This is a genomic window from Nocardia sp. NPDC005825, from assembly GCF_040630175.1.
Lineage (GTDB): Bacteria > Actinomycetota > Actinomycetes > Mycobacteriales > Mycobacteriaceae > Nocardia.
In genome coordinates this window covers 224,115-250,459 of sequence record NZ_JBEXXC010000006.1, presented here as the reverse complement: position 1 = coordinate 250,459, position 26,345 = coordinate 224,115, and the positions used below count along the sequence as shown (strand labels likewise).

The 26,345-nt window shown below is 68.1% G+C and carries 27 protein-coding genes and 1 tRNA gene; 10 read left to right on the top strand and 18 right to left on the bottom strand.

Going from position 1 to position 26,345, the window contains the following annotated elements:
• Nucleotides 1-191 precede the first annotated feature (191 nt).
• Together ABZ382_RS19000 and orn are read right to left on the bottom strand one after the other, a co-directional pair.
• A tRNA-His gene (locus ABZ382_RS19000) sits at nucleotides 192-264 on the bottom strand.
• Between the two features lie 66 nt (nucleotides 265-330).
• Nucleotides 331-957: an oligoribonuclease gene (orn, locus tag ABZ382_RS18995; RefSeq protein ID WP_357090438.1), complete on the bottom strand. Its 627-nt coding sequence runs from the start codon at nucleotides 955-957 to the stop codon at nucleotides 331-333.
• A 216-nt stretch (nucleotides 958-1,173) separates the two neighbouring features.
• Here orn and ABZ382_RS18990 point away from each other — a divergent pair, with 216 nt between their 5' ends.
• Nucleotides 1,174-2,919 carry a helicase HerA-like domain-containing protein gene (locus ABZ382_RS18990; RefSeq protein ID WP_357090436.1) on the top strand — a complete coding sequence of 582 codons (1,746 nt, stop codon included), beginning with the start codon at nucleotides 1,174-1,176 and terminating at the stop codon, nucleotides 2,917-2,919.
• 11 nt (nucleotides 2,920-2,930) lie between these two features.
• Here the strand turns inward: ABZ382_RS18990 and lysA are convergent, their stop codons facing one another.
• From lysA to ABZ382_RS18955, 7 genes are all read right to left on the bottom strand, one after another.
• Nucleotides 2,931-4,277 (bottom strand): diaminopimelate decarboxylase, encoded by a 1,347-nt coding sequence (lysA, locus tag ABZ382_RS18985; protein WP_357090434.1) that lies wholly within the window; start codon nucleotides 4,275-4,277, stop codon nucleotides 2,931-2,933.
• A gap of 132 nt (nucleotides 4,278-4,409) precedes the next feature.
• Nucleotides 4,410-5,204, bottom strand: a complete 795-nt coding sequence (gene cmrA, locus ABZ382_RS18980; protein ID WP_357090432.1) for a mycolate reductase — start codon at nucleotides 5,202-5,204, stop codon at nucleotides 4,410-4,412.
• A 75-nt stretch (nucleotides 5,205-5,279) separates the two neighbouring features.
• Nucleotides 5,280-5,711, bottom strand: a complete 432-nt coding sequence (locus tag ABZ382_RS18975; protein ID WP_357090430.1) for a DUF4189 domain-containing protein — start codon at nucleotides 5,709-5,711, stop codon at nucleotides 5,280-5,282.
• A 126-nt stretch (nucleotides 5,712-5,837) separates the two neighbouring features.
• Nucleotides 5,838-6,269, bottom strand: coding sequence for a DUF4189 domain-containing protein (locus ABZ382_RS18970; protein WP_357090428.1), 432 nt, complete (start codon nucleotides 6,267-6,269; stop codon nucleotides 5,838-5,840).
• Between the two features lie 137 nt (nucleotides 6,270-6,406).
• Complete coding sequence (locus tag ABZ382_RS18965) at nucleotides 6,407-6,991, bottom strand: VOC family protein (protein WP_357090426.1); 585 nt, start codon at nucleotides 6,989-6,991, stop codon at nucleotides 6,407-6,409.
• Entirely contained in the window at nucleotides 6,991-9,018 is a 2,028-nt protein-coding gene (locus ABZ382_RS18960) for an NADPH-dependent 2,4-dienoyl-CoA reductase (protein ID WP_357090424.1), read from the bottom strand. The genes ABZ382_RS18965 and ABZ382_RS18960 overlap by 1 nt, the downstream gene beginning before the upstream one ends.
• Nucleotides 9,015-9,593, bottom strand: coding sequence for a PadR family transcriptional regulator (locus ABZ382_RS18955; RefSeq protein ID WP_357090422.1), 579 nt, complete (start codon nucleotides 9,591-9,593; stop codon nucleotides 9,015-9,017). Before ABZ382_RS18955 ends, ABZ382_RS18960 begins: the two co-directional genes overlap by 4 nt.
• Nucleotides 9,594-9,766: 173 nt before the next feature.
• Here ABZ382_RS18955 and ABZ382_RS18950 point away from each other — a divergent pair, with 173 nt between their 5' ends.
• The 3 genes from ABZ382_RS18950 to ABZ382_RS18940 all read left to right on the top strand — a co-directional run bounded on the left by ABZ382_RS18950 (nucleotide 9,767) and on the right by ABZ382_RS18940 (nucleotide 13,612).
• Nucleotides 9,767-10,711 carry a hypothetical protein gene (locus ABZ382_RS18950; RefSeq protein ID WP_357090420.1) on the top strand — a complete coding sequence of 315 codons (945 nt, stop codon included), beginning with the start codon at nucleotides 9,767-9,769 and terminating at the stop codon, nucleotides 10,709-10,711.
• Nucleotides 10,712-10,900: 189 nt separating this feature from the next.
• Nucleotides 10,901-11,314, top strand: a complete 414-nt coding sequence (locus ABZ382_RS18945) for a hypothetical protein (protein WP_357090419.1) — start codon at nucleotides 10,901-10,903, stop codon at nucleotides 11,312-11,314.
• Nucleotides 11,315-11,320: 6 nt separating this feature from the next.
• Nucleotides 11,321-13,612, top strand: coding sequence for a caspase family protein (locus tag ABZ382_RS18940; RefSeq protein WP_357090417.1), 2,292 nt, complete (start codon nucleotides 11,321-11,323; stop codon nucleotides 13,610-13,612).
• A gap of 40 nt (nucleotides 13,613-13,652) precedes the next feature.
• Here ABZ382_RS18940 and ABZ382_RS18935 read toward each other — a convergent pair whose 3' ends face one another.
• From ABZ382_RS18935 to ABZ382_RS18920, 4 genes are all read right to left on the bottom strand, one after another.
• Nucleotides 13,653-14,090 (bottom strand): flavodoxin family protein, encoded by a 438-nt coding sequence (locus ABZ382_RS18935; RefSeq protein WP_357090415.1) that lies wholly within the window; start codon nucleotides 14,088-14,090, stop codon nucleotides 13,653-13,655.
• A gap of 127 nt (nucleotides 14,091-14,217) precedes the next feature.
• Nucleotides 14,218-15,057, bottom strand: a complete 840-nt coding sequence (locus ABZ382_RS18930) for a sterol desaturase family protein (RefSeq protein WP_357090413.1) — start codon at nucleotides 15,055-15,057, stop codon at nucleotides 14,218-14,220.
• Between the two features lie 7 nt (nucleotides 15,058-15,064).
• Nucleotides 15,065-15,775, bottom strand: a complete 711-nt coding sequence (locus ABZ382_RS18925) for a GntR family transcriptional regulator (RefSeq protein WP_357090411.1) — start codon at nucleotides 15,773-15,775, stop codon at nucleotides 15,065-15,067.
• A gap of 51 nt (nucleotides 15,776-15,826) precedes the next feature.
• Entirely contained in the window at nucleotides 15,827-17,257 is a 1,431-nt protein-coding gene (locus tag ABZ382_RS18920; RefSeq protein ID WP_357090409.1) for an MFS transporter, read from the bottom strand.
• Nucleotides 17,258-17,359: 102 nt separating this feature from the next.
• On the opposite strand from ABZ382_RS18920, the gene ABZ382_RS18915 reads away from it, so the two are divergent.
• On the top strand, nucleotides 17,360-18,322 hold the full coding sequence (locus ABZ382_RS18915; protein ID WP_357090407.1) for a helix-turn-helix transcriptional regulator: 963 nt from the start codon (nucleotides 17,360-17,362) through the stop codon (nucleotides 18,320-18,322).
• A 58-nt stretch (nucleotides 18,323-18,380) separates the two neighbouring features.
• A complete protein-coding gene (locus ABZ382_RS18910) occupies nucleotides 18,381-19,715 on the top strand; it encodes an MFS transporter (protein WP_357090405.1) in 1,335 nt (444 codons plus the stop codon).
• A 21-nt stretch (nucleotides 19,716-19,736) separates the two neighbouring features.
• On the opposite strand, the gene ABZ382_RS18905 is transcribed toward ABZ382_RS18910, so the two are convergent.
• Nucleotides 19,737-20,345 (bottom strand): TetR family transcriptional regulator, encoded by a 609-nt coding sequence (locus ABZ382_RS18905; RefSeq protein ID WP_357090403.1) that lies wholly within the window; start codon nucleotides 20,343-20,345, stop codon nucleotides 19,737-19,739.
• 223 nt (nucleotides 20,346-20,568) lie between these two features.
• Between ABZ382_RS18905 and ABZ382_RS18900 the strand changes: the two genes are divergently transcribed.
• From ABZ382_RS18900 to ABZ382_RS18890, 3 genes are read left to right on the top strand one after another with little or no spacing between them, the layout of a single operon-like run.
• The gene (locus tag ABZ382_RS18900) at nucleotides 20,569-21,633 is read left to right on the top strand and encodes an FAD-binding oxidoreductase (RefSeq protein ID WP_357090401.1); all 1,065 of its coding nucleotides are present in this window, start codon (nucleotides 20,569-20,571) and stop codon (nucleotides 21,631-21,633) included.
• Between the two features lie 11 nt (nucleotides 21,634-21,644).
• A complete protein-coding gene (locus ABZ382_RS18895) occupies nucleotides 21,645-22,793 on the top strand; it encodes an acyl-CoA desaturase (protein WP_357090399.1) in 1,149 nt (382 codons plus the stop codon).
• Nucleotides 22,794-23,141, top strand: a complete 348-nt coding sequence (locus tag ABZ382_RS18890; protein ID WP_357090397.1) for a hypothetical protein — start codon at nucleotides 22,794-22,796, stop codon at nucleotides 23,139-23,141. It abuts the gene before it with no gap.
• A gap of 9 nt (nucleotides 23,142-23,150) precedes the next feature.
• Here ABZ382_RS18890 and ABZ382_RS18885 read toward each other — a convergent pair whose 3' ends face one another.
• On the bottom strand, nucleotides 23,151-23,756 hold the full coding sequence (locus ABZ382_RS18885) for a DUF4254 domain-containing protein (RefSeq protein WP_357090396.1): 606 nt from the start codon (nucleotides 23,754-23,756) through the stop codon (nucleotides 23,151-23,153).
• 413 nt (nucleotides 23,757-24,169) lie between these two features.
• On the opposite strand from ABZ382_RS18885, the gene ABZ382_RS18880 reads away from it, so the two are divergent.
• The gene (locus ABZ382_RS18880) at nucleotides 24,170-24,541 is read left to right on the top strand and encodes a hypothetical protein (protein ID WP_357090395.1); all 372 of its coding nucleotides are present in this window, start codon (nucleotides 24,170-24,172) and stop codon (nucleotides 24,539-24,541) included.
• Between the two features lie 358 nt (nucleotides 24,542-24,899).
• On the opposite strand, the gene ABZ382_RS18875 is transcribed toward ABZ382_RS18880, so the two are convergent.
• The 3 genes from ABZ382_RS18875 to ABZ382_RS18865 are packed head-to-tail and all read right to left on the bottom strand — an operon-like array spanning nucleotide 24,900 to nucleotide 26,345.
• Entirely contained in the window at nucleotides 24,900-25,460 is a 561-nt protein-coding gene (locus ABZ382_RS18875) for an ATP/GTP-binding protein (protein WP_357090737.1), read from the bottom strand.
• A 22-nt stretch (nucleotides 25,461-25,482) separates the two neighbouring features.
• On the bottom strand, nucleotides 25,483-25,920 hold the full coding sequence (locus tag ABZ382_RS18870; protein WP_357090394.1) for a DUF742 domain-containing protein: 438 nt from the start codon (nucleotides 25,918-25,920) through the stop codon (nucleotides 25,483-25,485).
• Complete coding sequence (locus ABZ382_RS18865; RefSeq protein ID WP_357090392.1) at nucleotides 25,917-26,345, bottom strand: roadblock/LC7 domain-containing protein; 429 nt, start codon at nucleotides 26,343-26,345, stop codon at nucleotides 25,917-25,919. Before ABZ382_RS18865 ends, ABZ382_RS18870 begins: the two co-directional genes overlap by 4 nt.

Sequence of the window (26,345 nt, the reverse complement as noted above, 5' to 3'; positions counted from 1 at the left end):
CTCATCGAGCCACAGCCATGCCGAACGGGGCACGATTATGATGCAGCCCACAGCAACTGACAGATAAAGCAAAGTAACTGCATTTCACTTGGTTGGCAAGCAAGCGATTCGCACCTGGCGAAGGGGCGTCACCTACCCCACAACGCAGTTCGGCCCAGGCGAGAGAATATTCTCTGGCCTGGGCCGATAAGGGTGGCTGACGGGACTCGAACCCGCGACACCCAGGATCACAACCTGGTGCTCTACCAGCTGAACTACAGCCACCATTGCCGGTAACTTCCGGCGCGCTAGAGCTTAACGTGTCGCCGCTGTGAGTACCTAATCGGCTGTTCAGGACGGGTTTACGGGCGGCTGCGCGGGGGTCGTCAATTCGGCGGCGACAGCGGCGATCTCGGCCGTGGAGGGGCCGGGGGCCGCAACGAACGCGGTGCGGCGGTAGTACTGGAGCTCACGGATGGACTCCTGGATGTCGGCCAGCGCGCGGTGCGCGAGCCCCTTCTCGGGCTGACCGAAGTAGATCCGCGGGTACCAGCGCCGGGCCAGTTCCTTGATCGAGCTGACATCGATCATGCGGTAGTGCAGGTGCGCGTCCAGCGCGGGCATGTCGCGCGCGATGAACCCGCGATCGGTGGCGATCGAATTGCCCGCCAGCGGAACGGTCCGCGGCGTCGGCACGTACTGCTTGATGTAGTCGAGAACCTGCTGCTCGGCCTCCTCGAGGGTGACGACCGACCGCCGCACCTCCTCGGTGAGCCCCGACTTGGCGTGCATCTCGGTCACCACCGGCGGCATGGCGGCCAGCGCGGCGTCGTCGGCGTGGATGACGATGTCCACGCCCTCGCCGAGAATATTGAGGTCACTGTCGGTGACGAGCGCGGCCACCTCGATCAGCTTGTCGCTGTCGAGCCGCAGCCCGGTCATCTCGCAGTCCATCCACACCACGTACTTGTCGGTCACCGCCAAACACTAACTCTTCGCCGGATCCCCACCCGGTTTGCGTCGGACCGTCCGCGCGGCCCGAACCCGATTGGTTAACCGCAGGCAACCCGCGTCGAGGCCGCTCGGACGTGCGAACGAGCAGTATCGTTGCGGTCGAATCTCACGCGCGGCGAGCGGATGGCGTGTGGGTCGGGCAGTTTCTGAGCAGTCGGCACGGCAGACGGAGGAAGCGCGATGACCACCCCGCAGGAGAAGGCAGCGGCGGCTCGGAAGGCCGCCGAGGAGGCGGCGCGGATCGCGGCCGAAGCGGCGGCCGCGGCCGTAGCCGCCGAACAGGAGGCCGCCGCGCAGGAAGCTGCCACCGCGGCTGCGCCTGCGGCGGATTCGGACGGCAAGGCCGCGGGGAAGGCGAAAGTGGCTGCCGCCGACGCCGATCCGGCGAGCAAGGACGAGGCCGCCGCCCGGGAGATCGCGGCGGGGTACGCCATGGAGGGGGTGGCGCTGGAGCTGGGCACCGTGATCGTCGGCGGCACCGTGCATCCCGACGCGCGGGTGCGGATCCCGATGAAGACCATGAACCGGCACGGACTCATCGCGGGGGCGACCGGTACCGGTAAGACCAAGACCGTGCAGGGCATCGCCGAGCAGCTCTCGGCGGCCGGCGTGCCGGTCGTGGTGGCCGATATCAAGGGCGACCTGTCCGGGCTGGCGCAGCCGGGACAGTCCAACGAGAAGCTGCTGACGCGGGCCCAGGAGACCGGCGACGCGGACTGGAAGCCGCAGGGGTTCCCGTGTGAATTCGTCTCGCTCGGCACCGGCGGGATCGGCGTGCCCATCCGGGCGACGATCACCTCGTTCGGGCCGATCCTGCTCAGTAAGGCGCTGGGGCTCAACGAGACTCAGGAGTCGACCCTCGGCCTGATCTTCCACTGGTCGGACCAGCAGGGCCTGGCGCTGCTGGACCTCAAGGACCTGCGTTCGGTCATCCAGTACCTCACCAGCCCGGAGGGCAAGGAAGATCTCAAGGGCATCGGCGGCGTCTCCGCGCAGACCGCGGGCGTGATCCTGCGTGCGCTGGTGAACCTGGAGGCCGACGGCGGCGACACCTTCTTCGGTGAGCCGGAACTGAATCCGGCCGACCTCATGCGCAGCGCGGGCGGGCAGGGCGTGATCACCCTGTTCGAGCTGGGCGCACAGGCCGCGCGGCCGCAGATGTTCTCGACCTTCCTCATGTGGGTGCTGGCCGACCTGTTCCAGACCCTGCCCGAGGTCGGCGACATGGACAAACCCAAGCTGGTGTTCATCTTCGACGAGGCGCACCTGCTGTTCAACGGCGCGTCCAAGGCATTCCTGAACCAGGTCGAGCAGACGGTGAAGCTGATCCGCTCCAAGGGCGTCGGCGTCTTCTTCTGCACCCAGCTGCCCACCGACATCCCCAATGCGGTGCTCTCCCAGCTGGGTGCGCGCATCCAGCACGCGCTGCGCGCCTTCACGCCCGAGGACCAGGCGGCGCTGTCGAAGACGGTGCGCACCTACCCGAAGACCGCGACCTACGACCTGGAGAAGGCGCTCACCTCGCTGGGCATCGGTGAGGCGGTGGTGACGGTGCTGTCGGAGAAGGGCGCGCCGACCCCGGTCGCGTGGGCGCGCATGCAGCCGCCGCGTTCGCTCATGGACACCATCGGCGACGACGCGATCCGTTCTCGCGCACAGCAATCCACGCTGTACGGCAAGTACGGCCAGACCATCGACGCGGAATCGGCGTACGAGATCCTGACCGCGAAGATCGAGGCCGCCGCCGCACAGGCCGATCAGGAGGCGGCGGCCAAGAGCTCGCGCTCGGCCAAGCCGGCGCCGGAGGAGGATTCGATGGCGGAGAAGATCGTCAACAATCCGGCGTTCAAGAACTTCCTGCGGTCGGCGGCCACCGTGGCCGGGCGCGAGATCAGCCGCAGCATCTTCGGCACCCGGCGGCGGTAGGCCGGTCGGGCTCAGTGCCCGATGTCGCGGCTGAGCAGATCGTCGATGGTCTCGCGGCGGACCAGTTCCCGGGACTGGCCGTCGCGGACCGCGACGATCGGCGGCCGCCCGATGCCGTTGTAGGACGAGGCCAGGCTGTGGTGGTACGCGCCGGTGCACGGCACCGCCAGCACCTCGCCGGGTCGCAGATCGACGGGCAGCCGGACGTCGCGGGCCAGGATGTCGCCCGCCTCGCAGTGGCGGCCCGCGATGGTGGCGGTCATCTGGGGGCCGGTGGGATGCCGGTTGGCGACCACGGCGTCGTAGCGCGCGCCGTAGAGGGCGACGCGCGGGTTGTCGCTCATGCCGCCGTCCACGGTCACATAGGTGTGGCCGTTCTCGACGTGCTTGATCGACAGCACCCGGTACAGCGTGACGCCCGCGCGCGCGACGATGGCGCGACCGGGTTCCAGGGCGATGCGCGGGCGCGGGAACCCGTGCCGGGCGCACGCCGCGTCCAGGGCGTCCTCGATGATGTCGGCCAGTTCGGCCAGGTTCAGTTCCGCGTCCCCGCCGCGGTAGGCGACCGCATGCCCGCCGCCGAGATCCAATTCGGTGAGGGTGACGCCGAATTCGTCGCGGATGCGGGCCATCTCGGCGACCATCCGCCGCACCGCCTCGCCGTAGGGGAAGGTGTTGTAGATCTGTGAACCGATGTGGCAATGCAGGCCGGTGAGTTCCAGATTGGGTTGCCGCACAATGCGATCCACCACCTCCTTGACCGCCGTGCCGCCGATCGGGAAGCCGAACTTCTGATCGGTCACGCCGGTGCGGACGGCCGGATGCCCGTCGATGTCGATATCGGGGGTGACGCGCACCAGCACCCGCTGCGGTTTCACGGCCAGCGCCGACAGCAGCGTGATCTCGGTGAGCGAGTCGACCACGATGCGCCCGACCCCGCAGCCCACGGCGGTCTCCAGTTCGGCGAACGGTTTCCCGTTGCCGTGCAGCACGATTCGCTCCGGATCGGCCCAGCCGGACAGCGCGACCGCCAGTTCCCCGGCCGAGCACACGTCCAGGGACAGGCCCTCCTCGGTGATCCATTCGGCGACCGCGCGGGTGAGCAGGGCCTTGCCCGCGTAGATGATCTCGGCGTCCGGGAATCGGGTGCGGTAGGCGCGGCAGCGGTCCCGCACCTCGGTCTCGTCGAGGACGTAGGTGGGGGTGCCGTACTGGTCGGCGATGTCGGCCAGCGCGACCCCGCCGACGGTGATGCGCCCGTCGGCGTCGTAGTGCGTGTCGCGCGGCCAGACGGCCGGGTCGAGACGGGGGACCAGGCCCCCGTCCCGCAGCGACGGGAAGATCTCGAGCAGCGTCAAGGCGTCTCCTGGTGAGAGCTCCCCGCTTTCTCTTCTGCGGGGCCGTCACCAGGACTACGCCGGATCGATGCGGGTGAACCGGTCCGGTACGTGCCCTTTACGAGCCCCGGTCCGATCTTGACGTTTTGCTGATCAGCCGCCGAGCTTCTTGTAGGCGGCGCCCGCCACCACCGAGGTGATGGACCGCGGGCCGAACTGCCCGGCGATGCTCATGCCCTTGCTGATCAGGCCCGGGACCACCCGCATCTTGTTGCGGGCGAGCGCGTCGATGGTGATCTTGGCGGTGTGGGCGGCGGTGACCCAGATGAACTCCGGGATCTTGCTGCCCATCTCCTCCTGGTCCGGGTTGTCGGTGCGAACCGGGCCGGGGGCCAGCAGGGTGACATTGACGCCGGAGCCCTTGAGCTCGCCGCGCAGCGACTCGGAGAAGGTGTTGGTGAACGCCTTGGACGCCGAGTAGGTGGTGTTGTGCGGAATCGGCATATTGCCGGCCGCGGAACCGGTGATCAGGATGCCGCCCGCGCGGCGCTCCAGCATGCCCGGCAGCACGGCCAGCGTGAGGTCGTGCACCGCGACCGCGTTCAGTTCCATGATGTCGCGCTCGTAGTCCAGATCGAGCTTGGCGAGCGCGCCGAAGGTGGCGACGCCGGCGTTGTTGCACAGGATTGCGATATCGCGGGCGGCCAGCTCCTTGGCCAGCGGGGCCCGCTGGTCGCGGTCGGACAGATCCACCGCGCGCACCTCGGCGATGATGCCGTACCGCTCGGTCAGCCGCTGCGCCAGGTCGGCCAGCAGATCGCCGCGCCGGGCGACGAGGATCAGCGAGTAGCCCCGCGAGGCAAGCTCTTCGGCGAGGGCGACCCCGATCCCGGAGGAGGATCCGGTCACGACGGCACGATTGTCGGCGGTGGGTGCAGGCAGGCTCACGGCGCAGAGCCTACCGATGTTCGCCCGAACCGGACGGACGGGCCGGGCGCGCGCGGCGCACCCGGCCCGGCGCGGCTAGCTGCCGTCGGAGCAGTCCGACCCGATCACCTCGGCGCGGCTGGGCTCGGCGCTGCCCAGGCTGACCAGCAGCGGGTTCGGGTCCTGGCCGGTGGCGGCCACGGCCTTGCTGATGGCGGCCTCACGGGTGCGGCCGGTGCCGAACCAGAAATCCTCGCCGCGGTTGGCGACCGCGATGCAGCCGTTGACGAAACGCGCCTGGACGTCACAGGGCGAGAAGTCGCAGTTGGCCAGGGCCGCGGCGTCGGCTTCGGCCTGGCTGGGGTAATTGGTCGCCGTGACGATGTGAGGTGTGCCGGTGGAGTCCCAGGACACGGCGAGCGCGCCGTAGTAGTCGACGGCGGCGTTGGCCGTACCCATGCCACCGGAGCACAGGACGACGGCGGTCGAGGCCACCACAGCGGCGGCGGCCTTCGAAGAGAGACGCATAGAGGTTTTTCTCCCGCAAGATCGTTGGAGCAAATGCCCCGTGATCATGACAGGGTGATCCGACACCGCCGACCATCTGAATCGGTTACCGGATGGGTCATCTCCCATCCGGTCCCGGGGGTTTGCTCAGCCCGCGTTGGCGGTGCAGGCCGAGTGGCGGAGGTTGGCGGTGCTCGGCTCGGCGCTGCCCAGGCTCACCAGCAGCGGGTTGGGGTCCGGGCCGGCGGCGGCGAGGGCATTGCGTTCGGCCTCGGCGCGGGTGGCCCCGATAGCCCAGAACAGGTCGTTGTCGCGGCGCGAGTAGGCGGCGCAGCCATTGACCCAGCGCAGCTTGATGAAGCAGTTGCTGTAGCCGCACTCGGACATGGCGGCGGCGTCCGCCGAGGCCTGGTCCGGGTAGTTCCAGCGGCCGACGATGTGGGTGGAGTCGTCGAGGTTGGCGATGGCGAAGGCGCCGTAGAGGTCGCCGTCGGCGTGGGCGGTGCCCATGGTGCCGGTGAGCAGAGCGCCGGCGGTGCAGGCCACGACACTCAGCGCGGCCTTACGGGTAAGGGACATAGAGAATTTCTCCCCCGGATCGAACGAATCACGTGCTACGCGATCATGTCAGAGGGGTGCGACAGCGCTCGCCATCCGAATCGGTTGCCGAATAGGTCATTTCGCGTTCGGATGGCGGCGGTGCCGGGGCGCGGGGGTCAGGACCGCGGTTTGGGCTCCATGAACGCGACGCCCCACTGCACGTGTCCGCGCCAGACTCCCGCGATGCGGCCGCCCTGTACGGCAGGTTTGGGGTCGCCGATCGGGCCGCCCGCCGCGCGGATGGCGGCGACGGCGGCGTCCAGATCGGCGGTCATGAAGGCGACGCCGACCAGGGCGGGCGGCAGGCCGGAGGTGACCGCTTCGATGAAGGGTTCGCCGACGCGGTAGAAGGCCATCTCGGGCCCCTCCGGGCCGCGGGGGAAGAAGCGGCGGCGCGGCGGCACCCCGAGGACGGCGGTCAGATCGGTGACGGCGGAGTCCAATTCGGGAACCCAGTAGACGACGTGGTCGACGATCGTCACGCCGTTGGGGTGCGCCGCCCCGGCCCCGGTCTGCGCCGATTCCAGGTGGGGCACACCGAGGGTCGCGGGGTCGGCGTGGGTGTCGTCGAAGCCCCAGGCCGCTTCGCCCAGAACGCATTCGACCTGCCCGACGCGGAAGCGGCCGTCGGTGACGGTGAAACCCAGTGCCGCCCAGGACTGCTCGTCGCCGGGCAGTCCCAGGCGGGTGAGGTTCGGCATTACAGGCTCGCCGCCAGGCGGGTGCCCTGGTTGATGGCGCGCTTGGCGTCGAGTTCGGCGGCCAGGTCGGCGCCGCCGATGAGGTGCACCTTCACGCCCGCGTTCTGCAGCGGCTCGTGCAGGTCGCGCACGGATTCCTGACCGGCGCACAGGATCACGTTGTCGCATTCGATGACCTGCGGGCGCTGCCGCTTCTCGCCGTAGCTGACGTGCAGGCCGCGGTCGTCGATGCGCTCGTAGTTGACGCCGCCGATCTGCTCGACCCCCTTGGCCTTCACCGCGGCCCGGTGCACCCAGCCGGAGGTCTTGCCCAGGTCCTTGCCGAAGGCCGACGACTTGCGCTGCAGCAGCACCACTTCGCGGGCGGCGGGGGAGGGCTTGGGGGTGGTGACGAAGCCGGGAACGGCCGGGTCGTCGGAGACGCCCCACTCCTCCTTCCACTCGTCGAGCTTGAGGCTGGGATGCCCGTCGACGGTGAGGAATTCGCTGACGTCGAAGCCGATGCCGCCCGCGCCGATCACGGCCACCTTCTTGCCGACCGGCTTGCCGTCGCGCACCAGTTCGGCGTAGGTGAGCACCTTCGGGTGGTCGATGCCGGGGATGTCGGGGATGCGCGGCTTGACGCCGGTGGCCAGGATGACTTCGTCGTAGCCGCCCGCGATGAGCTGCTCGGCGGTGGCGCGGGTCTCCAGATGCACGCGCACGCCGGTGAGTTCGAGCTGCCGGGTGAAGTAGCGGATGGTCTCGGTGAACTCTTCCTTGCCCGGGATGCGGCGGGCGATGTCGAACTGTCCGCCGACCTTGTCGTCGGCCTCGAACAGGTCCACGTGGTGCCCGCGCTGGGCCAGGCTGACCGCGGCCGACAGCCCGGCCGGGCCCGCGCCGACGACGGCGAACTTCCGGGTGCGGCGGGTGGGCAGCAGCTTCAGCTCGGTCTCGTGTCCGGCGCGCGGATTCAGCAGGCAGGAAACGGTTTTGGCCTGGAAGGCGTGATCCAGGCAGGCCTGGTTGCAGGCGATGCAGGTGTTGATCTCGTCGGTGCGGGCGTCCTGCGCCTTGCGGGCCCAGTCGGGGTCGGCGAGCAGCGGGCGGGCCAGCGAGATCAGGTCGGAGTCGCCGCGGGTGAGGATCTCCTCGGCGGTCTCGGGCATATTGATGCGGTTGGACGCGCACACCGGAATGTCCACGAGGTCTTTGACCTTCGCGGTCCACTCCACGAACGCGGCGCGCGGCACCGAGGTGACGATGGTGGGCACCCGGGCCTCGTGCCAGCCGATGTCGGTATTGATGATGGTGGCCCCGGCGGCCTCCACATCCTTGGCGACCGCGGCGATCTCGTCCCAGGTCTGGCCCTTCTCCACGAAATCGGCCATGGAGAGTCGGAACACGATGATGAAGTCCGGGCCGACCGCCTGGCGTACCCGGCGCACGATCTCCCCGGCGATGCGGCGGCGGTTCTCCGGCGAGCCGCCCCACTTGTCCTTGCGCTTGTTGGTGCGCTCGGCGAGGAACTGGTTGATGAAATAGCCTTCACCGCCCATGATCTCGACGCCGTCGTATCCCGCGAACTTGGCCAGGGCGGCGGTGCGCGCGTAATCGTCGATGGTGTTCTCGACGCCCTTGCCGGACAGCGCGCGCGGCTTGAACGGGTTGATCGGGGCCTTGATGGCCGAGGCGGAGACGCTCGTCGGCATGTAGGAGTAGCGGCCCGCGTGCAGGATCTGCAGCGCGATCTTGCCGCCCTCGGCGTGCACCGCCTTGGTGATGGCGCGGTGCCGGTAGGCCTCGGTCTTGTTGGTCAGCTTCGCGCCGAAGGGCAGCAGCCAGCCGGTGCGGTTGGGGGCGTAGCCGCCGGTGATGATCAGGCCCACACCGCCTTTCGCGCGTTCGGCGAAGTAGGCGGCCAGCCGGTTGGTGTGCCAGGCGCGATCCTCGAGGCCGGTGTGCATGGAACCCATGACCACCCGGTTGCGCAGGGTGGTGAAGCCGAGGTCCAGGGGTTCGAACAGGTGCGGGTACGCGCTCATCGGCGAGTGCCTTTCGGGTCGGACGCCTGCGACCGGGCTGGGTCGCGGGTGAGGGCGTCGAGTACTTCGTCGCACCAGTCGATGAACCCCTCCTCGACGCGGATGCCGCCGCGCAGGACGAGGTACTGGTGCAGTTTCGGGCCGGTGAGTTGATCCGGCGCCGGGTAGTCCTTCTTCTCGAAGGCGCGGTACAGGTCGAGGCGGTGGGCGTGCTGGTCGCGGTGGCGCTGCACTTCGCCGACGATCACGCTCGGATCGCCGAGGGAGGCGGCGCGCAGCTTGACGCCGAGGTCGCTGCGCAGCGGTTCCAGATCGGCGGGCTCGGCGATCCAGCGGATCAGTTCGTCGCGGCCGGCGTCGGAGACGGTGTAGACCTTCTTGTCCGGGCGGCCGTCCTGCGGCACGGTCTCGGCGATCACCCAGCCCTGATCGTCCATGCGCTTGAGGACGCGATAGATCTGCTGGTGGGTGGCGTGCCAGAAGAAGCCGATGGATTTGTCGAACCGCTGGGCCAGGTCGTAGCCCGAACTGGCGCGTTCGGTCAGCGATACCAGCAGCGCGTGTTCGAGAGCCATGCCGCCAGGGTAACTGCTACGAGACGTACTATGCAATTCAGTGCATAGAGCTCGCGTGTGGCGCGCAGCCGTCGGCGTGTCGGTTAACGCGGCCGGTAGCGGGGCTGATTTCTGAGCGAACCACTCGCCCCGGGGGAGATACTCGGGCGGGGATGAACCTCAGGGGAGCCGATATGCGTTCGACATTCGCCACGGTGGGGGCGGCAGTCCTCATCGCGACATCCGCGGTTCTGATGACCGCGTGCAATGACAAGACGGGCACCCCGGTGCCGGTGACATCGGTCAGCGCCGCGCCGCAGGGGGCCGGGCAGCCGGGTGCCACCAAGCCCGGTGGCGTCGACACCCGGGCGTTCCTGCGCACTATCGGCAAGACCGGTTGGTACGAGGGCTTCGAGATCACCATCGACCAGGCCACCGTCACCGCCGACGGCTTCGGTGGCGCGAAGATCCGCGTCGACATCACCTACAAGAACACCACCACCGCCAACAAGACCCTCGCCGTCGTGCCCGCCGTCCAGATCGGCGGCGCGATCGATGCCGGCGCGGGGTGGAACAGCCCCGAGGTGCCCGGAAAGGGTTCCGCCACGGGCGATATCACCGCTTCGGTGAAGTCGTACGACACCCCCGAGCACCTGCTCGACACCATCACCATCCTCTACGGCAGCGCCGCGGAGAACCAGACCAAGTTCCCGCTGAAGACCGACGCGAAGGTCGAGAGCGTCGCCCCGCGCACGCTCAACGTCACCGGCAAGCTCACCCAGGATCAGACGACGGTCGAGATCACCGGCGCCACACTGACTCCCAGTTACACCAAGAACGAGGCCGGGAAGATGGAGCTGGCGCTGCGCGTCAAGTTCATCGGCGGCGCGGGCATCGCCGCGGGCGGCACCAACATCTCCTACACCGACTTCAGCGCCAAGACCCCGGCCGGGTCCACCGAGGTGGCCGACTTCCGCGGCGCCGTCATCGAACTGCTGGGCCGCAATCAGACGATCGACAAGGCCGGCAATGTCATCGTCTTCCTGGTCCCGTCGCCGGGCACCGGCCCGTACACCCTCTCCTTCGACGCCGCCAAGGGCGAGAAACCGGCGGGCACCCTGAGCTTCACCGTCAGCTGAGTCTCTTTGCTCCGCGGTTGCGGCGCGCGGGTAGTCGACTACCCGCACGCCACGGTGTGGAGTTCACCTCCCGGGTGGCGCTGCGTACGCGCCATCGACCGTTTTGCCTGGTTCGGGTAGTTCTGTACCCGTGAGACCGCGGATCCGAGCGATGAGAATCGGTCTTGTCGATTCGGGAAAGAGGCTCCGATGGCTACCACACAGAACGACCACAGCGGCGTGACGGTTCGAGTATCGATCTCCGCCGCGGGGATCGACGACGAGCACAGGGACCGGCAGACCCGCCTCCTACGGACGGAGCTGGCCGCGATGGACGGCGTCGAATCGGCGGTCCTGGCGCGCGACACCGCCGGGGCCGCACCGGGTTCGAAGGTGGCCGACCCGGTCACGCTCGGCGCGATCGTGCTGGCCTTGAGTACCTCCGGCGGAGTGTTCACCACCCTGATCGAGACGGTGCACCACTGGCTGAATCGCGATCCGGGGTCCCGCCGGGTGACGGTCACCATCGACGGCGAGAGCATCGAAATCGATGCCGCCAGTGACGCCGAGCAGCACGCGCTGGTCGAGGCCTTCCTGCGACGACACGGCGCGGTGGCGGGGTGAGTTGTCATGGCCGGCCGATTCGCCCTGGTAGTGGCGACCTACACCTTCTCCGATTCCGGACTGCGGCAGCTGACCGCACCCGCGCACGATGCCGAGGCGCTCGCCGAGGTGCTGGCCGATCCGGCCATCGGCGGGTTCGAGGTCACCACGTTGATCAACCAGCCGCACCACGTGGTCGGCGCGGCGGTCGGTGACTTCTTCATCGACCGCAGGCGCGACGACCTGACCCTGCTGTACTTCAGCGGCCACGGTCTCAAGGACGACGCGGGCAAGCTCTACCTCGCGATGACCGACACCCGCACGCTCAACCCGCTGTTCACCTCGGTCGCCGCGGATCAGGTCGACCACGCCATGACCGGCTGCCACTCCAATCACCAGGTGCTGATCCTGGACTGCTGCTACAGCGGCGCGTTCCCGGTCGGCGCCATCGCCAAGGCCGACGACCAGGTCCACGCCCTGGAGAGCTTCAGTGGCCGCGGCCGCACTGTGCTCACCGCCTCCGACGCCACCCAGTTCGCCTTCGAGGGCGACACCCCGCACGGCCAGGCCCCGCAGTCGGTGTTCACCCGCCACCTGGTCACCGGCCTGCGTGACGGCTGCGCCGACCTCGACCAGGACGGCGACATCACCGTCGACGAGCTCTACAGCTACGTCCACGACCACGTCGTCGCCGAACGCCCCCGCCAGCGCCCCAAGAAACAGGACAACGTCGAAGGCCGCACCATCCTCGCCCGCAACCGCAATTGGCAGGTACCCCAACACATCCGATCCGACCTCGACAGCCCAGCCGTCCGCGACCGCCGCAACGCCCTCGAAGACCTGGACCAGCTCTACCGCACCGGCGGCGCCACCGTCCGAACCCGAGTCCGCGACGCCATCACCCACCTCGTGAACGACGACAGCCGCGCCATCGCCGCCGCGGCCGCCGCCTGGCTCGACACCCACCCTCCCGACGCGGCAACGGCGCCCGCCGGTAGTGGCGACGCGACAGCCCCGAAATCAGACTCCCTCCCGGTCGGCGAGACCACCCCGGCAACGGCGCCGGAGCGCACCAATGATGTTGTGCAACGTGATGATTCGCCGACACGCGACCAGGCGGCACAGCGGCCCGCCACCGAGGACGACGGTGTGACCGCACCGGCAGCACTATTCGGCGAACCTGAGCCGTCGCTCCCGCCGAAAACCCTTGCACCCAAAGGCCGTTACGGCTGGGCGCGTCGCAGGCTCCGCGAACGGAAGTGGGCGATACCGGCGACAGTCGCCGCAGTGGCGATCGCCACTGCGGCGGCGGTAGGCGGCTGGCACTTCGCCACCGGAGGTGTGGCCGGACACGCCGTCGCTGACGCACAAGCACTCGTTGGGCCCGACATCGAATTGCTCGGGCGGGTCGAAGCGAACGGCAGACACCGCAGCACTTGCGGCCATGCCGACCCGGACCCGGGTCAGACCGCCCATATCGCCTGCTATACCAACAAAGCAGCCGGTGCGCCTTTTGCGCGGTTCTTCCGATTCTCCAATGGCGACAAATTGGCCGACTTCTACCAGTATATGAATCACTTCATGCACGCGGGCAACTGCCCGGGTGACCCGCCAGGACCTGACGGGCCCGCCTTCGACAATCAGCACAAGCCGGTGGGCCGTAAAGCGTGTGGCGTCAATCGTTCAGTCAGCCCGGCCATTTCGGTGCTGATCGTGACCGACGAACCCAACCTCGCGGTCAGCGTATTCTTCTACGAGCCCGCCGACTGGCCTTCACCTCTCGCCGAACAAATGCGCGACTTCGACGCGGTGCGGGGTTACCGGCCGTTTCGTGCTCCGGACGACAGGAGCGACCCTGACGTATTCACCTCCGCTGACAAGGAACTGCTGTCAGGGCTCGGGCGCGACTTCACCCGCGTGAACTGCCGGCACGCGGATCCTTCGAAACCGGAGACGGCGGAAATCTCCTGTGACGTACCGGTGAACTACCCTGACGCAACGTTCCTGAGTTATCCCACCGCCGACGACGCCCTGTCGGTGTACCGCCGCACGATCAACCAACACGGGGGACATGCGTGCGACGGCAGACCGGGGCAGGACGGCCTCTGGACCCAGCAGAATCAGCCGGTGGGACGTTTCGCCTGTTACCCGTCCATTGGCGATTCGATCCACCCCGAGGACCATCAGCCCTGCTTGCTCGCGATCCTCGACAACAGGGCGGTTCTGCGCGAATTCTGCGCCGCGGCGGTGGGAGCTCCCCCGACTTCGATTACCACCGAATCCGACCTGCTCGCCTGGTTCCAGAAGCGGTACCCCTGACCGGCCCAAGTCATCTCGGGCAACCCACCACGTCGGCCAGTCAGCCGAGTTCCGTAGCGAAGGCCCGCGCCGCAGCCAGATCCGCGGCGTCGGGCCGCCCCTTGTTGATGCCGCCGACCAATCGCAGCGGAGCCCAGGTGTCGAACGCGCGCACCGAGAAGGTGTCGGCCACGTCGAATCCGGCGCGCCGGACCAGTCGGGTCATCGGCCAGATCTGCGGAGGGAACCCGCTGGTGGTGAAGACGAAGGCCCGGCCGCGTGGCTCCCGCGGCAGTGACTTCACGAATCCGCGGAGCCGGGGGTGGAACCGTTGGTTGAAGATCCCCGACCCGAATCCCACCAGGTCGTAGTCGCCGAGTTCGCTCGCGGTCACCTCCTCGGGCTCCACCACCCGAGCCCCGAGCACCTCGCCCATGGCTTCCGCCACTCGCCGCGTATTGCCGTGCGACACCGAAACACACACGATCAGAACTTTCATCGCCACGCTCCTTGCTCCCCGATGGACCCGGACATGCTCGTAGACACCGCCCGGGGGTCGGGTCGTGACATCGGCGACGTGTGGCCCCGGTCACGCCGGTCGCTGGACCAGGTCCGCGCGGATCTGCCTAGTCGGCGGTTCCGAGGCCGGGAGCCCAGCCCGGGCCCATGAACACGTGCCCGACGCGGGTGCGCCAGTCGCGGGCGGTGCGCAGGTCTCGCCCGATGGCGGCGAATTCGTGGGTGGCGACGCGGGCGGGGTTGTAGGTCTCGATGTTCTTGGTGAGGCCGTAGCGCACGCGTTCGCCTTCGGGTTCGAACGTCCGGAACAGGCGGTCCCACACGATCAGGATGCCGCCGTAGTTGCGGTCGAGGTATTGGTCGTTGGTGCCGTGGTGAACTCGATGGTGTGATGGCGTGTTGAGGACGAATTCGAGGGGCCGCCAGAGCTTTCCGATGCGCTCGGTGTGAATGAAGAACTGGTACAGCAGGTTCACCGACTGCTGGAGCAGGATCATCCAGGGCGGGAATCCCACCAGCGCCAGCGGCAGCCAGTACGGCAGTGAACTGAACGGCGTCCACGGCTGCCGCAGCGCGGTGGACAGGTTGTAGAACTGGCTGGAGTGGTGCACCACGTGGCTGGCCCAGAGCACGCGAATGGTGTGGTGGGTGCGGTGATACCAGTAGTAGGCGAGGTCGTCGGCGAAGAACAGCGCCACCCAGGTCCACGGATTGTTCGTGGGCAGGTGGATCGGCGCGAGCAGGTACACCCCGGCGTAGGCGGCGACCACGACCAGCTTCCAGCCGAGGTTGATGCCCACATTGCCCAGTCCCATCAGCAGGCTGGTGCGGGTGTCGCGGCTCTGGTAGCCGAGCTGGTCGTCGTCGGGCAGGAAGTAGTAGGACGCCGCTTCGAGCAGCAGGCAGATCAGGAAGACCGGAATGGCATGGGCGATCAGGTCGAACATGGCGTTCCTAGCGTGAGGCGGCGTCCGCGACCGCGGTCACGACACGGCTGAGCAGGGTATCGGCGAGCTGGTAGGCGGTTTCGGCGTCGCGGGCGACGATGCTGTCGGCCAGGGCGAGGTGACCGTCGCGGTCGAGGAGTTCGGCGCTGAAGTTCTGCGCGGCGAGCACCCGCGCCCCGAGCGCCCCGATGGCGGACAGAATCGTGTTGAGCGCCAAGCGATACGCGATGTTCCCGGACCCGTCGATCACGGCCGTCCAGAACGCCGCGTCGGCGGCCAGCACCCGCGGATCCGGTGTCTCCGGGTACGCCCGCGCGGCCGCGGCCACCGCCGCGACCTGCTCCTCCGAGGCGTTCACCGCGCACAGCCGCGCGGCATCGGCGGCGACTGTCCGCCGCAACACCATGACATCGCTCAACACGTGCACCGGCGGTATCGCTCCGGCCAATGCGAGCGCCGACAATGCGTCCAGATTCGCGTGCGCCCGCCAATCCAGCACCCGGGTCTTCCCACCCTGATTGATCTCCACGACCCCCAGCGCCTGCAACCGCTTGAGCGCTTCGCGCACCGCATGCCGATTCACCTGGAACGCCGCCGACAACTCCCGCTCCGACGGAATCGTCTCCCCGGCCGCCACGTCCGCCGCCAGGATCTGCGTCAGCAGCTGCGCGAACACGATGTCCGACACCGCGGACCGCTGAACAGGCTCGAACTCCATGCCCCCATACTGACATGTAGTCATCAACAGATCAACTGGTTCAACCAGTTGTCAGCGGGTGGCCTTCGCAGCGAGGGCCGCCGCGACCGTCAGGGTGAGGCCCTCGGCGATGGCGGTGGTGCCGACCGCGTGCGCCGCGTCGAGCGGGGTGGTGGCGAGGGCGAGGAACAGCGTGCCGAAGCTGGAGACGCCGATCACCACGCCCAGCTGGACACACGTGACGAGGATGCCGCTGGCGTCGGCGGCCAGGGTGACGGGGATCTTGCTGGTGGCGCGGGTCATCAACGGGCTGAAGGCCAGCCCGTAGCCGATGCCCATGACAGCCAGGATCGCCAGGTCGAGTGGGTTGACGGAGTGGCCGTCGCGCAGGGACAGGGCCATGGCGATCGTGGTCGCGGCGGCGAGGAGCAGGCCGCCGGGGATCATCGCGCGGTGGAAGCGGGCGGGAATGCGGGTCCAGTTCAGGCTGACCAGGCCGAAGGTGATGCCGTTGGGGACGAACAGGAGTCCGGCGTGGACGGGGGAGTAGCCGAGAGTGGATTGCAGGTGGATGGTGAGGATGAAGACCCAGCCGCCGAAGGTGCACATGATCAGGAAGAGGGTGGCCGCGGCGGCGAGCAGGCCGGGGGCGCGGACCACGCGGTCGGCGAAGAGCGGTTCCCCGCCTCGGCGGTGCACCCAGCGCTCCACCATGGCGAAGGCGGCGAAGCCGAAGACGGACGCGCCCAACGCGATCCGGGTCCAGGCGGGCCACTGCTGTTCGTGCCCGAGCACGAGCGGCACCGATAGTGCGAGGACCGAGGCGGTGAGGACCGCCAGCCCGGGCAGATCGAGTCGGCGTTCGCCGCGCGGGGTGGCGGCGGGCAGGACGCGCGGCGCGACCGCGAGCAGTGCGACCCCGATCGGGACGTTCACGAGAAACACTCCGCGCCAGCCGGTTCCGGCGATATCGCTGCTCACGATGACCCCGCCGAGGATCTGGCCCGCGACCATGCCCCCGGAGATGACGGCGGCGTACACCGAGAGCGCCCGAGCCCGCGTGTTCCCGGTGGCGGTGATCTGGATCAGGCTCATGACCTGCGGCACCATCGCCGCGGCCCCGACGCCTTGGAGGAAGCGGAACGCGATGAGCGAGGCGGGATTCCACGCCAGCCCGCAGGTGAGGGAGGCGAGGGTGAACAGCGTGAGCCCCGCGACGAACATCCCGCGCTGCCCGAACCGATCACCGAGCCGTGCGCCGGTGACCAGCAGCACCGCGTAGGCGATGACATAGCCGGAGACGATGAGTTGCAGCCCGGAACCCGTGGCGTGCAGGGAGATTCGGATCGACGGGATGGCGACGTTCACGATGGACGCGTCCAGGACCGCCATGAACTGGCCGAGCAGGATGACGGTGAGGACCGCGATCGGACGTCGAACGCCGCTGAGAGCGGGCGTGGTCGGCGGCGCGGCGGGTGGGGTGTGGGTGAGGCCCTGAGACATGGGATTCAGCGTGCGCGGCGACCGACTCCGCTGACAGGAGTCCGCTTATACGGGTACTGGCACCACCTGGATACCCCTAGCGAAAACCGCCACCATGGAGAGATGGTGTCAGCAGCGGGAAACAACGTCCTCGTGGAGCGGACCGCCGGAGCGGCTGCGCGCGCCGGTGATCCGCGGTCGGTGCGCAAGGTTCGGCGGGGCGAGTTGTCGACGTTCCTGAAGTCGCGGCGGGCGCGGATTCGGCCGGAGGATGTGGGGTTGCCGGTGGGGCCGCGGCGGCGCACACCGGGACTGCGGCGGGAGGAGGTGGCGCAGCTAGCCGGGGTGGGGATCACCTGGTACACCTGGCTCGAGCAGGGGCGCGACATCAATTGCAGTGTGCAGGTGCTGGATGCGATCGCCCGGGCGTTGTGCCTGGACGGGACGGAGCACGCGCACCTGTATCGGTTGGCCGATGTGCCGACAGCGCCGGACACGGTGGTCGAGGAGCCGGTGCCGGAGGAGGTGCAGACCATTCTCGATCATCTGTATCCACTGCCGGCCACCCTGTTCAGCTCCAAATACGATGTGCTGGCCCACAATGCGGCGTACGCGGCGATGTTTCCGCTGTTCGTGGTCGGCCACCGCAATGCGCTGCGCAAGGTCTTCCTGGCCGACGAGTGCTGCACCCCGTACCCGGCGGACTCGGAGCCGGATCACCTGGCCCGCATGGTCGGCTACCTGCGGGCCGCGTACGCCCGCAATCTGGGTGATCCGGAATGGTCCGAGTTCATCGACGGCATGGTGGCCGACAGCCCGCAGTTCGCCGAACTGTGGGCCCGCAATGATGTCGCGCTCCCGCTGGGCCGTACCCGCGTGGTCCGAAATCTGGCTGTCGGCATGCTCGAGATGTACAAGACCAGCATGTCCCTGCCGTCTATGGCGGGTGCGTGGATGCAGGTCTGGACGCCGTCCAACCCCGAGGGCTGGGATCAGCTGCACGCCCTGCTCGCCATGACCACCGAGGAATACCGCCGCCCGTGGGCCGAGCACGTCGAGCAGGTGCACGGCCGCACGCTGGCCTGACCCGCCACCCGGCGTGGATGTCGCACGCGAGTCGCGTTCGGTCGCTTAGTCTGCGCTGATGACCGAGGCGTCGGGTGAAGTCACCGTCGGGCAGGCGACCGGGCGGGGAACCGTACTGGCGTGGGGATTCTGGGACTGGGCGGGCGCGTCGTTCAACGCGGTCATCCTGACCTTCGTGTTCTCGGTGTACCTGACCGACAAGGTGGGTGCGGATCTGCCGGGCGGGATCTCGGCGAGCGCGTGGCTGGGGTGGGCGCTGGGCGCGGCGGGCCTGGTGGTCGCGCTGACCGCGCCGGTGGCGGGGCAGTGGTTCGACGCCACCGCGAGACGCAAACTGGCCCTGGGCATTCTGACCTCGGTGACGGTGCTGCTGATGGCGGCCATGTTCTTCGTGAAGGACGACTACCACTACCTGTGGGTGGGTCTGGTGCTGCTGGCGGTCGGTTCGGCGTCGTTCGAGTTGTCGCATGTCCCGTATTTCGCCATGCTGCGGCAGGTGTCCACGCCCGCGAACGTCGGCCGGGTGTCCGGATTCGGCTGGTCCATGGGCTATTTCGGCGGCATCATCCTGCTGCTCATCAGCTATGTCGGGTTCATCGCGGGTAAGGGCGACAATCGCGGCCTGCTCGGCGTCCCGATCGAGGACGGTCTGAACATCCGTTTGGTCGCGGTGCTGGCGGCGGTGTGGTTCGCCGGTTTCGCGGTGCCGCTGTTCCTGTTCGTCCCGGAGGTGCCGCGCACCGACGCGGATCCCGGTGCGGCGGTGCGCGGCCGGGCGTTCCTGTCGTCGTACCGGGTGCTGTTCCGGGATGTGCGGGAGTTGTGGCGCACCGATCGCCGCACGGTGGGTTTCCTGCTGGCGAGCGCCATCTTCCGGGACGGCCTGGCGGGCGTGTTCACCTTCGGCGCGATCCTGGCGGTGAAGGTGTACGGCATCGCCGACGCCGACGTGCTGTTGTTCGGTATCGCCGCGAATGTGGTTGCGGCGCTGGGTGCGCTGGTCGGCGGCCGGTTCGACGACCGTACCGGCCCGAAGGCGGTGATCGTCGCCTCGCTGCTGGGCATGATCGTGTGCGGCGCGTTCCTGCTGGTGTTGTCGGGTCCGCTGATGTTCTGGATCTTCGGCCTGCTGCTGACCGTATTCGTCGGTCCCGCACAGGCTTCGGCCCGTTCGTTCCTGGCCCGGGTGTCCCCGCCGGGGCGCGAGGGCCAGATGTTCGGTCTCTACGCGACCACGGGTCGCGCCGTATCCTTCCTCGCCCCAACCCTTTTCGGATTCTTCGTGTGGGCGTTCGACGCCGAGCGCGCGGGCATCGTCGGCCTGCTACTGGTGTTGATCGTCGGACTCATGCTGTTGCTGCCGGTACGCGGGGATGACCTGCACGACAAGTGAATTCGCCGTAACGGTCCGGTCTCAGGGCCGCCAGGCGCCCATGCCGAGCGCGATGAGGCGCACCTGGAGCACCGCGCGGTCGATGGTGCGCGCGCTCTCACGGGGTTCGGCCATCAGGTAGTCGGCGATCCGGTCGGCGACGGTGGACACGATGAGGTCGGCCGCCAGCTCCAGATCGTCGGGCGACCAGTCGTCGAGGGCCCGCACCCGGGACAGGTCGACCACCAGTTCCCGTTCGATGAGCTGCATCTCGACCGCGATGGCCCCGCGCAAGGGCGCCGAGCCGCCGTGCCGTTCGCGAATCAGGAAGCCCCACAGATCGCGCTTGCCGTCGACCTGTTCGAAGACGAATCGCACGGTGTGGGAGAGCGTCGGATTGGGGGTGCGCCGCATTTCCCGCAGCGCCAGCCGCAATTGCCGCACGCCTTCCTCGACCAGTGTGGTGCCGAGTTCGTCGAGGGAGGCGAAATGCCGGTAGAAGGCGGTGGGCACGATGCCGGCGGAGCGGGCGATCTCACGCAGGGAGAGCGCGGCGAATCCGCGGTCGGCGGCCAGGGCGAGGGTGCCGTCGAGCAGGGCCGCACGGGTGCGTTCCTTGCGCTCGCCTCGGGTAGCTGCCTGCTCGCTCATCTCGATGAGCATACATGCGTTCACATTCGTTCCATTCGAGAGATGTCGCGTGGGTCACACGAACTGCCGGTTGAACTGGAGTGGCTTCACCGGGCACACTATCTCAGTGTACAGATGTGCACCGAAATGGCGTCGAAGTCAGCGTGGACGGCGACGCCGGCTCGGACAGCGCGTCGAACGTGGAGAGGCGTCGCTGAGCCCGGCGACGCGACAGGAGGCTCACATGGTCGGACTACTCGACCTGGTGCAGAAGACAATGACCACCCCGCACCCGCTCGATCGCTACCTCGAGCTGGTGCGCCCGACCCTGACCCGGCGCTCGATGCGCGCGGAGATCACCCATGTGCGGCGCAGCGCGGTCGGTTCGGTCACTCTCACCCTCAAGCCCGCCCGGCAGTGGACCGGGCACGTGGCGGGGCAATACGTGCAGATCGGCGTCGTGATCGACGGCGTGCGCCACACCCGCTGCTATTCCCCGGTCAATGCCGACGGACGTCGGGACCGGCACATCGAACTCACCGTCAAGGCCCACCCGCAGGGGTTGGTCTCGAACTACCTGCACGACAACGCGATCCCCGGCACGGTGGTGGATCTGGAGCCCGCCGCGGGCGTGTTCCATCTGCCCGCCACCCGCCCGGAGGCGGTCGTGCTGATCAGCGGCGGCAGCGGCATCACCCCGGTGCTGTCCATGCTGCGCACCCTCGCCAACGAGGGCTACCGCGGCCGGATCCTGTTCCTGCATTACAACCGTTCTCCGGAATTCGTCCCGCACCGCGAGGAGCTGGAGGCGATCGCCATGCAGCACGGCAATGTGCGGGTCGAGTTCCGCTACCCGGAGACCGAGCGTCACGCCCATTTCGGCTACGACGAGCTGGAGGCGCTGGCGCCCTGGTTCCCGACCGCGCAGACCTACCTGTGCGGCCCGCCCGGCCTGATGAACGCCGTGCGCACCGTCTACGAGGCCGAACAGCTCGGCCCGCGCCTGCACAGTGAGGAGTTCACCCTCACCACCGCGGTCGTCGACCCGTCCGACGCCGAGGGCAAGGTGACCTTCTCCGGCAGCGGCGTGGTCGCCGAGAACACCGGTGAAACCCTGCTCGAACAGGCCGAAGCCGCGGGCCTGAACCCGGAGTACGGGTGCCGCATGGGCATCTGTTTCTCCTGCACCGCCGTCAAGCGCAGCGGCTGCACCCGCAATCTGCGCACCGGGGAGCTCGACAGCGACCCGGATCAGCCCATCCAGATCTGCATCAACGCCCCCGTCGGGGACGTCGACCTCGCTCTGTGAACGGAGAGATCATGGCGATTCTTACCGAAACTCCCGAGGGCCCGCTGGTCCTCAGCGTCGAACAGGTCGAGGAGATCGGCCGCGAACTCGACGCGCTGCGCGCCCGCGTCACCGCCGACCTGGGCGAGCGCGACCGCGACTACATCTACAAGGTGATCAAGGCCCAGCGCGGCTTCGAGATCGCCGGGCGCGGCCTGCTCTACCTGGGCTTCCTGCCTCCGTTCTGGCTGGCGGGCGTGGCCGCGCTGAGCGTGTCGAAGATCCTCGACAATATGGAGATCGGCCACAACGTCATGCACGGCCAGTGGGACTGGATGCGTGAGCCGACCCTGAATTCCCGTGTCTTCGAATGGGATACGGTGTGCCCGGCCGACCAGTGGCGGCACTCGCACAATTACATGCACCACACCTACACCAACATCCACGACATGGACCGCGACATCGGTTACGGCATCCTGCGGATCGACGAGGGGCAGAAGTGGAACCCCTACTACCTGGGGAACCCGGCCTACGCGTTCGCGCTCATGGTGCTGTTCGAGTGGGGCGTGATGCTGCACGACCTCGAGATCGAGAACATCCTGACCGGCAAGCGCAAGTGGTCGGACGTGAAGGCCCTGCTCCAGGGGCAGGGTCGCAAGGCCGGTCGGCAGGTCCTCAAGGACTACGTGGTGTTCCCGGCGCTGACCGGTCCGCTGTTCCTGTCCACGCTGGCGGCCAACTTCACCGCCAATATCGTGCGCAATCTGTGGACGTTCTCCATCATCTTCTGCGGGCACTTCCCCTCCGGCGTACAGACGTTCACCAAGGATGAGACCGCCGAGGAGACCCAGGGCGAGTGGTACGTGCGCCAGATGCTGGGTTCGGCGAACATCAAGGGCTCCAAGCTGTTCCATGTGATGTCGGGCAACCTGTCGCATCAGATCGAGCACCACCTGTTCCCGGACATTCCGGCCAACCGCTACCCGGAGTTGGCGCCCGAGGTGCGGGCGCTGTGTGAAAAGCACGGCCTGCCGTACAACACCGGCCGCTTCTCCAAGCAGATCGGTTCGGTGTGGGCGAAACTGTTCAAGCTGGCGCTGCCGCCGTTCCTGGTCAAGAATTCAGAGCAGGCCGGTGTTATCGTGATGCGCCGGGGGCAGGCGAGTGAGGTGGGCGTATAGATGATTTCCAAATTCGAGAGCAACAAGGATCTGATCCAGGAATTGACGTCGTCGGGAGCACGGCACGTCGGCAATATCGCATCGATCATCACCGGCACGGTCGCCGAGGTGACCCGCGAGATCGGTGACTGGATCACCGACGCCATCGAGATGCGCGAAGCCGCGGCCGCCGCGGAGAAGGACGCCGCCGCGCAGCGCGCCGCGGACCTGTCCGACGACCTCGACGACGATCTCGACGAGACCCCGGAACCGCCACGCGCACAGGAGGATTCGGCGACCAAGCCGGTTCCCGCCGAGCGCGTGACGCCGTCGGACGTCATCGACGCCGAGGTCGTCGACCCCCGCTAGCCGGGGTTTCTACCAGGTGGGGAGTCGCCGCCGGTGCTGGGCGACTTCCGTGATCAGATCCCGATAGCCGTCGGCGAGCTCGGCCAGCCGGTACCACTGCAGGTGGGCTTCGGTGTCCACCCCGCGGTGGGGCCGGTCCTCGCTCACCCGGTGCGCCTTGGCGCGGCGCCGGGCTCGTCCGTCGGCGGCTTTCGGAACGCCGTTGGCCGGGGCCGGAGGCCCACCGTTGCCCAGGGCCTGTTGTGCGGCAACCCATTTCGCGGCCATGCGGTCGATGACGGCGCCGAGGGTCTCGGTGTGCAGGGAGGCCCCGGCGCGGTGCGGGATGTTCACCGCGACCCAGTCGTCGATGCGGGATACCAGCTCGGCGCGGCGGGTGTCGATCCGGTCGATGTGGTGGGCGCTGGCGGCGACATCGTCGGGGGTGGCGTTGGCGGCGTGGGCGGAGTCGAGGGCGCGTTGCCGCCGTTCGTGGCATCGCACCAGCTCGTGGGCCGATTCCAGGACGTCGCGGTCGCGGCGGGCGGTGTCTATCGGTTCTCGGAAGGCGCGCAGGAGCGTGTCCGGCGAGGGAAGTTCGGCGCCGAAACCCGCTCCGGTGTAGTCGATTGCCATATATCCCACCCTCGGCCGGCGCATGCGTGTGGATACGCCAGGGCCGAGGGGGATTCGGGGAGGGGCTCCCCTCGGCTCCGGCGCAGCCCCGCACCCGGAACGCAACAGCCCACCACCAGCGACACGGTGAAGTAACCGGGAAATCCGCGACGATGCGATGAGAAGACTGTCCGATAATGCGGGACATATTCAGGAAAGCGCGATAGTCGGAGGGGCGCAACCATCCGGCGCGTGATCGGCGAAGCTGCCTGAAAATCGTTATACAGCATTACAAGACGGTCACATGGGCGCTGCGGTTGAAGGCTGATCGACACCTGCGCGGGCGGTGTGTGGGACGGCTCGGCGGGCGCGTCGCTGCCGGGGTGGGGCTTTCCGGGGCCGGTTCGGTTACCGAAGCTTATGAATAGCTAACTTTGCGGCGCGCCGAGGGTGCGACGCGCCGAAGTCGGTTAGCCTCGATATTCATGCCCGCCTATGCCTCGTCGCCGGAGCTGCGGTTCGGTTTCATGTTCGCGCTGGAAGACCCGGAGCGAATTGCCGAAGTCGTCCGGAATCTGATCGTTCGCCGAACGGTGTCGGTGTTCCGGCTCGCGCATCTGTCCGACGACAACGGACCGCCCGATCGGTTTGTCGTGAACTGGTCCGCACTGCCGCAGATCGCCATCACGACCGCCGCGCCGGAGCCCGACGAATTGCGTTCCAGCGGAACAATGCTGGTCAACGCGTTTCTCGGCGAGGACGGCGAGATCAGCCTGTACTCGGCGGGCGTCACACCGCCACAGTAGGAACTGGACGGTCCTCTCTCTGTGATGGGTGACACAGGCCGTCTCAGCTACCTCTCAGCGATAGGCAAGGTTCGCCTAAGTCTCCCTCGGCAGTGTGGGTCCGGTCGCCGGACGGAAATCCCGGACGGCGGCGACCAACAGTAGAGAGGCTGAAAAATGATCCCGGTTATCATCAACACTGGTTCCGCTGCTCTGAACGGCGTGCTGGACACCGGCAGCGCCGCCCTGGGCGGTCTGCTGAACACGCTGTGGACGGGTTCGTTCGGCCGCTGATTCGCATTTCCGCGAAGGGTTTTCGGGCAATCGCCCCGGGTGCGTTCGCACCCGGGGCGATTTTTGTTCCGGTCCAGTGGCCGGTTCAGCCGGCCAGCGCCGGGGCGCGGCGCGTTCGCAGGATCTGCTCCAGCAGCGCCACCAGCACCAGCTTCACCGACTCCCGATCGCGGGCGTCGCAGTCCATGAGGTGGATGGCGGGGGACAGGTCCAGCGCCTCGCGGACCTCGTTCAGCTCGAAGCGTGACCCGGACTCGAATCGGTTGACCGCCACCACGAACGGCGTCCCGCGCTGCTCGAAGAAGTCCAGCACCGGGTAGCAGTCCTCGACCCGGCCGGTGTCGACCAGCACGATGCCGCCCAGCGCGCCGTCGAGCAGATCGTCCCAGAGGAATTCGAAGCGTTCCTGCCCGGGCGTGCCGAACAGGTAGAGCACCAGGCCGGCGTCGAGGGTGATGCGTCCGAAGTCCAGCGCGACCGTGGTGGTGGTCTTGCCGGTGGCCAGACCCGGATCGTCCAGTCCCACCGACACTTCGGTCATGGCGGCTTCGGTGGACAGCGGTTCGATCTCGGATATCGCCCCGATGAAAGTGGTCTTCCCGACCCCGAATCCGCCGCTGGTCACCACCTTCACCGAGGAGGCCAGCGGCAGCGGATCGCCGGATACTTCAGAGGTTCCGAACAAGGTCCCGGATCCTTTCCAGAGCAGCGGTGGAGAGTTCGTCGGTGCGTCCCACCGACACGTGCCCGGCCGACACCAGATCACTGACCAGCACCCGCGCCACCCCGATCGGTACCCGTAGGGCCGCACCGATTTCGGCGATGGAATGCGGGCGCTGGCACAGTCGGGCCACCCGTTCGAGTTCGAAGCGTAGCGGTGCGGACAATGCCGCCGGGGTGGCGCGTACCAGAGCCTCGATGCGCAGCCCGTCGACGACGGGAGTCGTGCGTCCGGAGGTGATCATGAAGGGGCGCACCACCGGTTCGTCGGGGTCGTGAATTCCTGTCGGCCGGGCGCCGGGCGCGGCCGCGGTCGCGCCGGACCAGCCACTGGGGCGGGTCGGTGCGATCATGCGCGCGTCCGGCAGCCGATGCGAATCATTCATCGGCTCAACGATTCTCGCAGTTCACTGATCAGCGCCGGGGTGAGCAGTGCGCCGGCCCGGTCGGCGAGCACCGCCATCTGGTAGCCGACCAGCCCGACATCGGCGTTGTGGTCGGCGATGACGCCGATGCAGCTGCCGTTGGCCATGGCCGACACCAGCAGGAACCCGCGTCCCATCTCGATCATGACCAGCCGCAAGCCGTCGAAATCGTAACTGCGCGAGGCGCTTCGGCCCAGGCTGGTGAGGCCGGAGACGATGGCGGCCAGCCGGTCGGCGCCATTGCGGTCCAAGCCCTGGGACATGGCCATGAGCAGCCCGTCGGAGGACACCGCGACGGCGTCGCGGACGCCGTCGGTAGTGCGCACGAAATCGGCCAGCAGCCAGTTGAAGGTGTGCGGATCGGTATCGGTGTAGTGGGTGGTCAC